This window comes from Dysgonomonas sp. HDW5B, assembly GCF_011299335.1.
GTDB lineage: Bacteria > Bacteroidota > Bacteroidia > Bacteroidales > Dysgonomonadaceae > Dysgonomonas_A.
Map to the genome: position 1 here is coordinate 3,723,459 of NZ_CP049858.1, position 13,346 is coordinate 3,736,804.

At 35.7% G+C, this 13,346-nt stretch carries 12 protein-coding genes; 5 read left to right on the forward strand and 7 right to left on the reverse strand.

Annotated features, from left to right (window positions below; genetic code table 11):
* Positions 1–6: 6 nt before the first annotated feature.
* The 6 genes from G7051_RS15330 to G7051_RS15355 all read right to left on the reverse strand — a co-directional run bounded on the left by G7051_RS15330 (position 7) and on the right by G7051_RS15355 (position 3,997).
* Complete coding sequence (locus G7051_RS15330) at positions 7–462, reverse strand: BT0820 family HAD-type phosphatase (protein ID WP_166116839.1); 456 nt, start codon at positions 460–462, stop codon at positions 7–9.
* A gap of 51 nt (positions 463–513) precedes the next feature.
* Complete coding sequence (locus G7051_RS15335) at positions 514–930, reverse strand: hypothetical protein (protein WP_166201618.1); 417 nt, start codon at positions 928–930, stop codon at positions 514–516.
* Positions 931–944: 14 nt separating this feature from the next.
* Positions 945–1,568, reverse strand: a complete 624-nt coding sequence (gene recR, locus G7051_RS15340) for a recombination mediator RecR (protein WP_166201620.1) — start codon at positions 1,566–1,568, stop codon at positions 945–947.
* A 135-nt stretch (positions 1,569–1,703) separates the two neighbouring features.
* Entirely contained in the window at positions 1,704–2,918 is a 1,215-nt protein-coding gene (locus G7051_RS15345; protein WP_166201622.1) for an HD domain-containing protein, read from the reverse strand.
* Positions 2,919–2,992: 74 nt separating this feature from the next.
* Positions 2,993–3,517 carry a hypothetical protein gene (locus G7051_RS15350; protein ID WP_166201624.1) on the reverse strand — a complete coding sequence of 175 codons (525 nt, stop codon included), beginning with the start codon at positions 3,515–3,517 and terminating at the stop codon, positions 2,993–2,995.
* A gap of 21 nt (positions 3,518–3,538) precedes the next feature.
* Positions 3,539–3,997 carry a hypothetical protein gene (locus G7051_RS15355; RefSeq protein ID WP_166201626.1) on the reverse strand — a complete coding sequence of 153 codons (459 nt, stop codon included), beginning with the start codon at positions 3,995–3,997 and terminating at the stop codon, positions 3,539–3,541.
* A 331-nt stretch (positions 3,998–4,328) separates the two neighbouring features.
* Between G7051_RS15355 and G7051_RS15360 the strand changes: the two genes are divergently transcribed.
* From G7051_RS15360 to G7051_RS15375, 4 genes are all read left to right on the forward strand, one after another.
* Positions 4,329–6,254: an OmpA family protein gene (locus tag G7051_RS15360; RefSeq protein WP_255493256.1), complete on the forward strand. Its 1,926-nt coding sequence runs from the start codon at positions 4,329–4,331 to the stop codon at positions 6,252–6,254.
* A 41-nt stretch (positions 6,255–6,295) separates the two neighbouring features.
* Positions 6,296–7,195, forward strand: coding sequence for a DUF4835 family protein (locus G7051_RS15365; RefSeq protein WP_166201630.1), 900 nt, complete (start codon positions 6,296–6,298; stop codon positions 7,193–7,195).
* 101 nt (positions 7,196–7,296) lie between these two features.
* Positions 7,297–7,662 carry a BlaI/MecI/CopY family transcriptional regulator gene (locus G7051_RS15370; RefSeq protein ID WP_166116853.1) on the forward strand — a complete coding sequence of 122 codons (366 nt, stop codon included), beginning with the start codon at positions 7,297–7,299 and terminating at the stop codon, positions 7,660–7,662.
* Between the two features lie 21 nt (positions 7,663–7,683).
* A complete protein-coding gene (locus G7051_RS15375) occupies positions 7,684–8,961 on the forward strand; it encodes a M56 family metallopeptidase (RefSeq protein ID WP_166201632.1) in 1,278 nt (425 codons plus the stop codon).
* A gap of 59 nt (positions 8,962–9,020) precedes the next feature.
* Here the strand turns inward: G7051_RS15375 and mfd are convergent, their stop codons facing one another.
* Complete coding sequence (gene mfd / locus G7051_RS15380) at positions 9,021–12,353, reverse strand: transcription-repair coupling factor (RefSeq protein ID WP_370522865.1); 3,333 nt, start codon at positions 12,351–12,353, stop codon at positions 9,021–9,023.
* A 166-nt stretch (positions 12,354–12,519) separates the two neighbouring features.
* On the opposite strand from mfd, the gene G7051_RS15385 reads away from it, so the two are divergent.
* Positions 12,520–13,260 (forward strand): polyprenol monophosphomannose synthase, encoded by a 741-nt coding sequence (locus tag G7051_RS15385; protein WP_166201634.1) that lies wholly within the window; start codon positions 12,520–12,522, stop codon positions 13,258–13,260.
* Positions 13,261–13,346: the final 86 nt, after the last annotated feature.

Here is a 13,346-nt window from a genome sequence, read left to right on the forward strand (position 1 = left end):
GGATTTTTAATAGCCATCCCGTTCAAACATCTCTCCTAAACGGATAAAGAAGTTCTTTTTGCGACGTCTGCGTTGTTGATTTTCTCCGGCAGACATCATTATTCTTTCGAACGAAAATTCTCCACGTTCGGCAGCCTTTACTGCATTATAAATAACTCCCCAATCAGGTAATCCCCCTACATTGCGGTCATCTATAAATAACTCGGCGGTAAGTTTGCGTGATGCTCTGGTCGGATCTTCTTCGGGATAATTTTTATTTGCAGCAAAAAACGTAAGTCCTTTCTTAGCACAATAATCTATAGCCTCTTGCAAAAGAGCACCATCTCTCACAGTCCATAAAATAAGAACATGTCCGTCTTTCTGAAGCTTTAATAGCGTATCTATGGCGAAAGGTATGGGAGCACCTAGTTTTGGGTATTCATGTTCTACAATTGTTCCGTCAAAATCAACAGCTATAATCATATATTTATTCTATTAAGTAATTGAAAGTATTTAATTTTTTCACTAAAAGTGTTAAACAGTGATCTCGTTCTCTATACTTGTTTTGTTAGGTATGCATAAAAACAGTGCAAATATACTAATGAAAGCCAAATACCTGAAATTTTCGATGGCTGTCGTATTCAGGCATACTAAATTAAAGACCGAAATAGAGAGTAATGCACTTAGGCGAATGAGATATTTGATGAAATACTTTTTTATGGCTGTTTCATCATTTGTTTTATTCATTTCCTTTAAACGTGGGTGAAGCAACTTCAATGAAGCAAAAATACCTCCCAATGTTATTATGATTCCCCATCGTTCTAAGCCTGTATTTTCGATCGGCACTGTGTATTTGCTGGTGTATAGTACATCCAGAACAAAAGCCAGGAGCATAATTATAACACAGCTCCAGTATATAAGTTTCAATTTATTATGTGTTTTATCAAGCATCTTTTATTCGGTTTTTATAAATTAAATGATTCGTTGAAAAGGGTGCGATTAAGAATCGATCTGCCCAATGTAACTTCATCGGCATATTCGATTTCATCACCGATAGATATTCCTCTGGCAATCATAGATATCTTAATATTGTAAGGAGCCAGCTTTTTATAAATATAAAAGTTGGTGGTATCTCCTTCCATCGTTGTGCTCAAAGCCAGTATTATTTCTTTAATATGACCTTCGGACACTCGTTTTACAAGGCTTTCTATTTGAAGATCTCCGGGACCAATACCATCGATAGGTGAAATTATTCCTCCCAAGACGTGATACAGCCCTTTAAATTGAGATGTATTTTCGATTGCCATTACTTCCTTGATGTTTTCAACCACGCATACTATCGATTTATCTCTAGCGGGATTTGCACAAATAGGACATATATCGGCGTCCGAAATATTATAACAAGACTTACAATATTTTACTTCATTTTTGAGATTGAGGAGTGCCGACGAAAAATTCTCGACAGTTTTATTATCCTGACGAAGCATATGTAGTACCAATCTCAGTGCGGTTTTACGACCTACGCCCGGTAATTTAGCGAATTCATTTACAGCACTTTCAAGTAATACAGACGGATATTTTTGAATCATTATTTTCTTTTCGATTAAGTTCTCAGAACTATGTATTGTTGTAGTAAGTTCAACTATAATAGATCGTTAAATGTATTATTAAATACTTACTATTACTTATGTTGCAAAGTTATATATTTAAGTAACGTAAAATATTTATAACCTTAGATAAGAGAAATAATATTTTTCGGCTTTTTTAGAAAGGAGTTGAATATTTAATAAGTCGGATGCGTCCGATATATTTTTTATTTCGCCGTTTTTATAGAGTATATCTATGCTGTTTTCTTTCAGATTATACATATCGGTAGTAACTGTTCGCGAAGAGACCAGATACTCAGCTTCTTCGGATAGTTTCCACTTATCTACATATTTATCTATATAGGAACGGATATGCTCTTCTGTAGCCGGTTCTGCCAATATTTCGGTTTTGAATAAATCTCGGTTAACAAAGGCCTGACTTAATGTTGACAGGAGAAAATCGTCAGATTCGGTCCACACCTTAAGAGCACACCATATATCCGAATCATCTAAATTTACAAAGTGCTGAAGGGATTCGTCTGTGAAATTTGTTTTTTGAATGTTATTTGTCAAAAAATAATTCAGAGAAGGTGATGCAAAAAGCTTATGACCTTGATTAGCGATTTGCTTTGCTCTCATTAATGTATTAATCAATACATTTTCGGCTCCGATGGCAGTTTTGTGATGATATACCTGCCAATACATCAATCGTCTGGATAGAAGGAAATTCTCAATAGAATAAACACCTTTTGATTCAACTACCAATTTATTGTTGCGAACATCCAGAATCTGAATAATACGTTCCGAGCCTATATTCCCTTCATTTACTCCTGTGAAAAAGCAATCGCGACGCAAGTAATCAAGCCGGTCAACATCGAGCTGACCACTAACTAATTGGTGAAGAAATTCTTTCGGGTATTCGTCTTTAAATATGGCAATGCAGGTATCCAGTTCACCTTTTAATTCTATGTTTAGATTTTGCATCAGCCGAAGAGATATTTCTTCGTGTGAAATACCATTGACAATAGTATGCTCCAGCACATGCGAAAAAGGTCCATGACCAACATCATGAAGAAGTATACATGCTAAAGCTCCGTTTTCTTCGTCTTTACTTATATCATTACCCTTTGATCTCAGATTGTTTATAACCTCCTGCATCAGGTACATAGCCCCCAAAGTGTGATGGAAGCGGGTGTGTTGTGCTCCAGGATATGCAAAAGATGCCATACCCAACTGCTTAATTCTGCTTAGCCGCTGTAGATAGGGATGATTTATAATTTGCGATATAAACTCATTGGGAATGGTTATAAAGCCAAAAACAGGGTCATTTATTATTTGTTTATTCTTTATCACAATATAGAGATTAAAAAAACACAGATTTGACTATCATCAAATCTGTGTTCAAAGGTATAAAATATTTAGGTCTTTTATTTTGAACCTGAAAAATCTGTAGTCAACTGCATATTGTTTGCTTTCGCAAATGCAGTTTGAGCTTTGATCATTGCATCTAATTTGTTTTGAGTATCCTCTAATGATTTGTTGACAACATCATCCATTTTCATTAACTCTTCCTCTGACATATCATTTGATAATTTCGAATATTGTTCGCTGTAAATATTTACCTGAGCAATTAATGATTCAACGTATGCGATTGTTACATTATGAAATTCATCAGCATCAGTTGGTTTAGGCATGGTTTTAATTTTATCCAAATCTCCTTGAATGCTGTCTTTAACAACTTTCATATCTTCAACCAGTTTAGCTGATTCTTCAGCAGAAAACTCTTCACTATCAAAAAAAGCATCTATTTTATTATCAAGATCTTCCAAGCGTTTTTCTGCATCTTCCGAGTATTTTACCAAGCTGTCATTGTATGCTACAGGATCTACTTTTTTGTCACAAGAAGTAAGAACTAATGATAATGGTAAAAGCAGTAATAATAATTTTTTCATCGTCTATTTATTTATATAATATTAATTAGTTAGAGTATTTAATTTTGTGGCGTATGCTTCGTGCATTTTTTTAGCATGCTCTACTGTTTCGCGAAAATTGGCATCCAAGTCCTTAGCGGTATCTGTTGAGGTTGTATCTGATATAGTTGTATACAATTCTTGCGCATTTATTATTTTTTGCAACGATTTGATATATGCTATAGCCGAGATACGTAATTCTTCGGTCGGAGGAGATAAAATCAGGTTTTTAAGATCATTGATTTTGACATTCGAAGAATCCATAGCCGCTTGCGAAACCACTTTTATGTAATCGTATTTTTTGCTGTCGAGGGCACTTTGTACATTGTTATCATATTTATTTATAATAACTTCGGCCTCGTCAACTAAAACTGATATATTGCTGAAATCTTTATCATTTCCCGACTTACATGAAGCGAAAATAATTGTAAAAGAAATGCAGAAGAGAATGAATTTATTCATAAATAAGTTCTAATATTTAAACTTGTACAAAGATAACTTATCTCTTTGACTTACAAAAATTAAAATAATTTTGGAGATAACTTTTAACGCAAATTTCGTCAAAAAAGAGTTTCTAGTATGATGAAAATCAGTTATATTTATAACTTTGTGACTGCATAATACAAGCAATACTCATATTTATTGCTCTACTTTATAATTATAACTGTCTCTGGCTATTTACCCGCTCATGTATTGAATAGGATGGGGACTTTAATTTATTAAATTTCGGATGGTGAAATATCGCTGCTTATCATATTGTTTTTTAGTTTTTATTTTGGGATTGGGTGTCTTTATGTTTTCCTGTAAACCGGTTAAACTATCGGATGCCGATCGTCATTTCAAAAATGGAGAATATTTTGAAGCTGCATCTATGTATCGTAAGCTATACAGAAAAACTCCGACTAAAAACCGAGAGCTGAGAGGCCGTATAGCCTACCGTCAGGCAGAAAGTTTTCGTCTTATCAATAATGTAGCATTAGCCAATGCTGCGTATGTTAATGCTATCCGCTATAATCCTACTGATAGTTTGATCAGGCTGCAATATGCCCGTACTTTGCACAAAGACGGAAAATACAAACAAGCTATCGAGCAATATAAATTGTTTCTGAAAACAATGCCCGATAACCAATTTGCCTTGAATGGGTTGAAAGGGGCGGAAATGGCTGAGGAAATGAAAAAGAATCCGACCAAATACATTGTAAAGAGGATGGATATTTTCAACTCGCCTCGCGGAGAATTTAGTCCCATGCTGTTGCCTCCCGATTATGATCTTTTGTACATAACAACTAACAGAGATAATGTTCTGGGTGATACTAAAAGTGCTATCACAGGAATGAAGAACAATGATATTTTTGTTGCCCGTAAGGATGAAAACGGAAAGTGGATGAAACCTGAATCGGCAGGACCCGTTAATACAGAAGCCGATGAGGGTACACCTTCGTTTTCGGCTAGTGGCAATAATATGTATTATACGTTTAGTAAGCAGGAGACTGATTGGTCTACAAATGCAGTTATTTATAAATCACAGAGAGCAGACGGTTCGTTTAATAAAGGGGAGAAATTTGCAGTCCTAACAGATACAATGTCTATGTATGCACATCCGGCTATAAGTCCGGCAGGCGATTTTTTATATTTTGTATCGGATATGCCAGGAGGGTATGGTGGAAAAGATATTTGGCGTGCAGGTATGTTTGGTGATGAAGTGAGCTTTGTCGAGAATTTAGGACCCGATATAAATACTGCAGGCGATGAAATGTTTCCTTATGTAAGAAACGACTCTACACTTTATTTTTCTTCTGACGGTCATCCCGGAATGGGAGGCTTGGATATTTTCAAGGCTACATTAAATAAGAAAACAAAAAAGTGGAGTGTCGAAAATATGGGCTCTCTAATAAATTCTCAGGGAGATGATTTTGGAATTACGTTTGAAGGAGAGAAAGAAGCCGGTTTTTTCAGTTCTAACAGAGGAGATGGACGAGGATTAGATCATATCTATTCTTTTGAATATCCTATTGTCCGAGTGGCTGTTGAGGGGTATGTGGTTGACAAGGATGATGACTTTGTTCCGAATCCCACGATCAGGGTTGTAGGTAATAATGGTACTAATGAAAAATTTGGAGGAAAACCCAATGGTACATATCGTTTAGATGTGCAGAGAGGAGTCAATTATGTATTCTTGGCTAGTGCCGAAGGATACTTAAATACTAAAATGAGTTTAAGAACTGTTGAAACTGAGAAAGACTCTATTTATTATGTTGATTTTGTGATGTATGCAATCAATAAACCGGCTGTGCTTGAAAATATATTTTATGATTTCGATAAAGCCGCTTTGCGGGAAGAATCTAAAAAAGAGTTAGATGACCTTATCGAATTATTGGAAATAAATCCAAATGTTACTATCGAATTATCTGCACATACCGATCGTAAGGGAACACAGGAATACAATCAGCGATTGTCTCAGCGAAGAGCACAGTCAGTGGTCGATTATCTTATTGCACACAGAATATCTAAAGACAGGTTGACTGTAGCCGGATATGGTAAGTTGCAACCCAAAGTGGTAACCAAGAGTATTGCCAAAAAATATGATTTCTTAAAAGTTGGTGATGTTTTGACCGAAGAGTTCATACTCGCTTTACCTCCTGAGCAACAGGAAATAGCAGACCAGGTAAATAGACGAACCGAGTTTAAAGTTTTGTCCATTGATTTTGGATTGTTCTAAGCTCACAATAGATAGTTGTACACTACTTAATAATGTTTTGAATGAAAAAGTTATACTCTTTATATATACTCTGCATGTTTATTTCGGGTTCCGGCTTAATAAAAGCCCAAGAGCTGAATATGAAGGTAACTCTCAATACAAGCCAGATTCAGGGTACAGACAAAAGCGTGTTTGATAAAATTGAAGAGTCTTTGAATCAGTTGGTGAATGATCGAAAATGGACGGATGCGACTTTTGCTGTCAATGAATTGATTGAGGGCTCTATTCTGATTACCATTAATGAAGTTCAGGAGAATTCTTATAAAGGCGAAATTCAGATCATCGTAAATCGTCCTGTTTACAATGCAACATACAATACTCCACTATTAAATTATAGGGATACTGAATTTGAATTCAGTTATTTATTGGGTGAAAATTTAGAATATATAGAGAATAATATAAATAGCAATCTGGTAGCTACCGTTGCTTACTATGTTTATATAGTCTTAGGTCTCGATTTTGACTCTTATGCTTTGAATGGAGGCAAGCCTTATTATGAAAAAGCAATGCAGATTGTGAATAATGCCCAGTCGCTTAATACCAAAGGGTGGGCTCCTTTCGGTGGAGACCGAAACAGATATGCTATGGCTTTGGCTCTGACAGAGGAGAGTTCTTCGGTATTTCACTCCATGTGGTACAATTATCACCGCAAAGGTTTGGATGAGATGGCTGCCAACCCTTCACGTGGGCGTGCAGGAGTAATTGCCACAATTCCCGATTTGCAGACTATATACAAAGCCCGTCCCTCATCTGCGATACTCTCTTTTTATGGCGATACTAAGCTCGATGAGCTGGTTAATATCTATTCGGAGGCTACTTCGGAAGAAAAAAACGAGGCGTATAAAATACTTCAGCCTATTTTCCCAACTAAAAGGTATATTATTGATAAAATAAAAAAATAAGGCGAATGGCTTTATTTTTAAGTAGTTCTCTTGTATATCTGAAAACTATATGTATTTTTACGAAAAAATAGTAGTTTTACGTAAATGAAATAATTAATTGTATGGAAAAGCTCACTCATCAGGAAGAAACAGTAATGCTACATATCTGGCAGCTCAAAGAATGTGTGGTGAAAGATATTGTGAATGAAATGCAAGAGCCTAAACCTCCTTATACTACAGTAGCTTCGATAGTGCGAAACCTCGAGCAGAAGGGATATTTAAACTCTAAAAGATATGCCAATGTGAATGTTTATTCTCCTCGAGTGGCAGAAGATGAGTATAAGAAAGTATTTATGTCGGGAATTGTAAAAAGTTATTTTGAAAACTCTTACAAAGAGCTAGTATCATTTTTTGCAAAAGAAGAAAAAATATCCTCCTCTGATCTGGAAGAAATAATCCGTATGATAGAAGAAGGGCGGAAAAGCTAATTACCTAATCTATTTTGTACCATGGAAAATCTAATCATATCATATGCAGTCAAAGCATCACTAGCTATGATTCTACTATATGGGTTATATGCATTATGCTTTAGAAACGATACTTTTAATAAAGCCAAACGGTTTTACCTTCTATTCATCGTTTTGTTTTCACTTGTTTACCCCTTCTGTAAATTGAACATAGCTACCGCCGATAATATAGCTATTTATGAGGCAATACTACCTCAAATAGAGGTGACAGATAATTTACCCGTTGCTAATGATCAAACGTTTGCATTGGGAATGAACAATTTACTATTATTGATTCTTATTAGTGGAATAATCGTATTATTTGTCCGGTTAATTATTAAGCTATTATTAATAATAAAGCTCAGACTTATAAATTACTCTCAAACCAGCCTTAATTATACGGTAATCAGCCTTGATAAGACAATAACACCTTTTTCTTTTTTCAATTGGATATTTATACCTATCAATGGTTTTAAACAGGAAGATGTAGATGTAATGATGGCTCATGAGGAAGAGCATGCCGATCAGTTTCATTCTTTTGATATACTCCTTAGCGAATTGTTTTGTATTTTATTTTGGTGGAATCCCATTGCGTGGTTATTAAAAAGAGAGATCAAAATAAACCTCGAATATCTAGCCGATAAAGGAGTTCTTGAAAAAGGCATAGAGGCAAAAAAATACCAGTATTTATTATTACAAGTTATAAAACCTAGCGCTACTATACAGATTGTTAACAATTTTAATGTTTCACAATTAAAAAAACGTATTACTATGATTAATAAAAAAAGAACCTCAGGAATTCTATCTTTTAAGTATTTGTTGGCATTGCCCATTATTGCTCTAATGCTGATAGGGAATGCTCAGAATACATTTTCGCAACAAAAGGAAAAAGTCGAAATAGCGTCTTTAACCGAAAACCCTACAACATCGGAAGACCAGTTACCTCCTTTTGTAATGGTTGAACAAATGCCTCAGTTCGCCGGAGGGGAAAGTGCTATGATGCAATATATCGGTACAAATTTAAAGTATCCCGAATCGGCAGCAAAAGAAAACATTGAAGGAAGAGTTGTACTTCGTTTTGTTGTAACAAAAACCGGAGATATTAAAGATGTATCTGTTATAAGAGGCCTCGATTCACGATGTGATGAGGAAGCAATGAGAGTTGTGCGTGCAATGCCCAAATGGACTCCCGGCAAGCAAGGAGGAAAAGATGTTGATGTATATTATACTTTACCTATTTTATATAAATTACAGAAAGAGACTACAAAGACAACTAATTGAACCATTGTAAATAATCAGATAAAATAAAAAGAGCAGAAATAAAATTTCTGCTCTTTTTTTTATTCTTGTAGAAAGATATCATTCAATACATTGTATGCTTTTTCTACATTTTCTACATGTTTTATAATGATAGAACGTTTTCCTTGGTTTTCCCTTAATTGACAATCTCTGTGATGTCCTTGTACATAATTTAGAAGCTTATCAAAGGCTTGTGATTGGTAGTATAACGAATCGGGGTTCGAAACCAGATAAAGCAACATTTGCCCTTTTTTAAGAATAACTTTCTCTATACTTAAGTATTTAGCGATTCTGCGGATACGAATTACACCGATGAGATCTAAACCTTCCTGTGGAATTTTACCAAAACGGTCTTCCAGCATTTTTACAAAATCGGTTATTTCCTCCTCTTTTTCCAGATTATTCAGAGTACTGTAAATAGATATACGTTCCGAATCATTAGGTATATAAATTGGAGGAAATAAGAGTTCCAGATCACTTTCGATCAGAACATCATCAACGAAGTTATCACCTTTGTTTTTCTCTCCGTCTTTGCTTTCGTGGTATAGCTCGGCAAATTCGTTATTCTTTAATTCGGTAACAGCTTCGGTTAATATCTTTTGATAGGCCTCGTAACCTAAGTCAGCAATAAAACCACTTTGTTCGGCTCCCAACAGGTTTCCTGCTCCCCGTATATCTAAGTCTTGCATGGCTATATGTATACCACTACCTAACTCAGCAAAATTTTCGATAGCCTGTAATCTTCGTTTAGCTTCAATCGTTAAACTATCCAACGGAGGAGCAAGCAGATAACAGAACGCTTTGCGGTTGCCACGTCCAACACGTCCTCGTAGCTGATGCAGGTCGCTTAGTCCGAATCGTTGAGCGTTATTTATTATTATTGTATTTGCATTGGGTATATCTATTCCCGATTCTATAATAGAAGTTGCGATCAGTACATCATATTCGTAATCTACAAAATCTGTGATTATTTCCTCTAACTTCGTGGGAGGCATTTGTCCGTGAGCTACTGCAATACGTGCATCGGGAACTCCTTTCCGGATAGTTGCTTCTATTTCGGGTAAATTATTTATCCTGTTATTAAGGAAGAATACCTGTCCGTTTCGACTCATTTCGAAGTTGATAGCTTCTGCTATGATTTGAGGGTCGAAAGTATGTACCTCCGTTTGCGTAGGATATCGGTTGGGTGGGGGAGTTGTGATTGTCGAAAGGTCACGGGCACCCATCAACGAGAATTGAAGTGTCCTTGGGATAGGCGTAGCAGTCATAGTCAATGTATCTACATTAGACTTCATTTGCTTTAACTTCTCTTTTACAGAAACTCCAAATTTTTGTTCTTCATCAATAATTAATAGCCCTAGATCTTTGAATTGAATATCTTTATTGACAATTCGGTGTGTACCAATAAGAATATCAATTTCTCCTTTTTTTAATTTATCAAGTAGTTCTTTTACAGCAGCCGGTTTTCTCGCTCTACTGATGTAGTCTACTTTGCATGGGAAATCTTTTAAACGATCTCTGAAAGTTTTAAAGTGTTGAGTTGCCAAAACGGTAGTCGGGACAAGAACAGCTACTTGTTTATTGTCAGCAACCGCTTTAAATGCTGCTCTTACTGCAACTTCTGTTTTTCCAAACCCGACATCGCCACAGATAAGCCTGTCCATCGGACGATGATTCTCCATATCTTTTTTGACATCGGCAGTAGCTGTTACTTGGTCGGGAGTATCTTCGTATATAAATGATGCTTCGAGCTCATTTTGCATGAAAGTGTCAGGTGAGAACTTGAAGCCTTCTTCTTCGTTTCGTTTCGAATATAAAATGATAAGATCACGGGCAATGTCTTTTAGACGTTTTTTCGTGTTTTCTTTCATTTTCTGCCATGCACCCGATCCTAATTTATTTAAACGAGGAGCTTCTCCATCCTTACCTCTGTATTTTGATATTTTATATAAAGAGTGTATTGGTACAAATATGGCATCATTATTCAGATAAGTAATCTTAATATGTTCTTGCAGCTTTTCGTTGACTATAAGTCTGACAAGCCCGCCGAATTTACCAACTCCATGATCATTGTGAACAACAAAGTCACCTATTTGCAATTGCTTTAACTCTTTAAGGCTTAAAGCAATTTTTCCGGTGCGGGCATTGTCCGATTTCAGGTTGTACTTATGAAAACGATCAAAAATCTGATGATCCGTAAAACAGCATATTTTTAGAGTCTGGTCGTAAAAACCTTCATGCAGAGTCTTATTGATAGGTATCAGCGGTATATTATCCCCTCTGTCGTCAAATATTGTTTTCAGACGCTCGATTTGCTTCATACTATCACTCAGAATATAAATTGTATATCCCTGAGCCATAAAATCATGAAGGCTTTTACTTACTAAATCGAAGTTTTTATGGTAAATCGGCTGTAAAGCTGTTTGATATTCAAAAGCAGCATCGGCTACACCAAAGCAGGTATTACCGAATTGCATTTTTTTGAATTTGAGAATCTCGTTTGTAAAAAGAGGTTCGGATATTAGTTTCGATTGAATATCATCTTCGTATTCAGGATTATCTAATATCGCACTATCTTCGAATATAGAATTGATCCGTCCTTGTATCCACGAGTAATCTTTGAATCCGATGATTGTTTCCGAAGGTAACAGGCTTAGCAGAGAGTCTTGAAGTTGACTAGCCTTAGACATTTCGGGAATAATCTGAATAGAAGTCAATTGTTCTTTCGATAACTGACTTTCGATGTCAAAACGTCTGATTGTTTCTACCTCATCGCCAAAGAAGTCGATACGAAAAGGGTACTCGCTCGAATACGAAAAAACGTCTAATATACTACCTCTTATGGCATACTGACCGGGTTCATATACATACTCCGTATATTCGAAACCATACGAATCGAGAACTTCCGATACAAATGCAGAGTCTATTTTTTCATCTACAGTAATGCGCAGGGTATTCTCTTTAAGCGTATCTTTTGATACAACCTTTTCGGCGATGGCTTCGGGATAGGTAACTATAATAAGAGGCGTATCTTCTCCTTGCAGACGACTTAATACTTCGGTCCTGAGTATAGCATTTGCAGGGTCAGGTTGTCCGTATTTAATTGACCGTTTGTAAGCAGACGGAAAAAAAAGTACATCCTTAGATCCTAATAGCTGGGTAAGGTCATGATAAAAATATCCTGCCGTTTCCAGATCATCCAGTATGTATAAATATTGCCCTTTTTTTTGATTAAATAAGGCTGAAACAAATACTGACCACGAAGAACCAAGTAAACCTTTGATGTGTAGGTTTTTGTCTTTGTTTAGGGTGCTTGATATTGCTTTTATGCTTGTATGTCCGTCAAAAAGATGGAGAGGAGAAATCGATTCCAAAATAGAGTTGTTTTATAGAAACAAAGGTAATAATAATTGAAGATTGGAGCAATACACTTATAAATAAAAGAGAAATGACGATTTTTTGATGAAAAATATTTAAAAATTACGCAATATGTATACACTGAATTGGGGAATAACTAATTTTGAGTAAAATTATAAAGTGATGTCGGATTCTATTGTTATTATTCCAACTTATAACGAAAAAGAGAATATCGAAAAGATGATTGAAACGGTGTTTGCCCTTTCAAAGATTTTTCATATTCTTATAGTTGATGATGGTTCTCCTGATGGAACTGCTACTATTGTAAAGCGACTACAGGAAAAGTATTCGGAATCGTTATTTTTATTGGAGAGGAAAGGAAAGCAAGGGTTAGGAACAGCCTATATTGCAGGTTTTAAATGGGCTTTGGCTTGCGACTACCAGTATGTGTTTGAAATGGATGCTGATTTTTCTCATGATCCGAATGACCTGATCCATCTTTATGATGCATGTGCAACAGGAGGTGCGGATATGGCAATAGGTTCACGCTACTCGACAGGAGTAAATGTGGTTAATTGGCCTATGGGGCGTGTTATTATGTCGTTTTATGCTTCCAAGTATGTCAAACTAATCACCGGGATGAATATACACGATGCTACTGCGGGTTTTGTTTGTTATAGACGAAATGTGCTTGAGGTTATCGATTTAGATAAGATCCGATTTAAAGGGTATGCATTCCAGATCGAAATGAAGTATACTGCTTATACTTTAGGCTTTAAGCTGAAAGAAGTCTCTATCATTTTTGTAAATCGGGTTTTAGGCGAATCTAAAATGAATGCAGGTATTTTTGGCGAAGCTTTTTATGGTGTAATAAGACTCCGAATCAATAAAATAATGGGCAGAATTAAAGGAAAAAACAAATAAAACCAATCATAGTAAAAATATATACCAATGTTTAATTAATCGAACAAACAGTGGGGATAAATACTATTGAAGAATACCCCCCAATT

What these genes read in the sequence shown, in the direction of transcription:
- G7051_RS15360 (WP_255493256.1), top strand. Translation starts at nt 4,329, where the DNA reads ATGTTTTCCTGTAAACCGGTTAAACTATCGGATGCCGATCGTCATTTC.
- G7051_RS15365 (WP_166201630.1), top strand. Translation starts at nt 6,296, where the DNA reads ATGAAAAAGTTATACTCTTTATATATACTCTGCATGTTTATTTCGGGT.
- G7051_RS15350 (WP_166201624.1), bottom strand. Translation starts at nt 3,517, where the DNA reads ATGAAAAAATTATTATTACTGCTTTTACCATTATCATTAGTTCTTACT.
- recR (WP_166201620.1), bottom strand. Translation starts at nt 1,568, where the DNA reads ATGATTCAAAAATATCCGTCTGTATTACTTGAAAGTGCTGTAAATGAA.
- G7051_RS15355 (WP_166201626.1), bottom strand. Translation starts at nt 3,997, where the DNA reads ATGAATAAATTCATTCTCTTCTGCATTTCTTTTACAATTATTTTCGCT.
- G7051_RS15375 (WP_166201632.1), top strand. Translation starts at nt 7,684, where the DNA reads ATGGAAAATCTAATCATATCATATGCAGTCAAAGCATCACTAGCTATG.
- G7051_RS15335 (WP_166201618.1), bottom strand. Translation starts at nt 930, where the DNA reads ATGCTTGATAAAACACATAATAAATTGAAACTTATATACTGGAGCTGT.
- G7051_RS15385 (WP_166201634.1), top strand. Translation starts at nt 12,520, where the DNA reads ATGTCGGATTCTATTGTTATTATTCCAACTTATAACGAAAAAGAGAAT.
- G7051_RS15370 (WP_166116853.1), top strand. Translation starts at nt 7,297, where the DNA reads ATGGAAAAGCTCACTCATCAGGAAGAAACAGTAATGCTACATATCTGG.
- G7051_RS15330 (WP_166116839.1), bottom strand. Translation starts at nt 462, where the DNA reads ATGATTATAGCTGTTGATTTTGACGGAACAATTGTAGAACATGAATAC.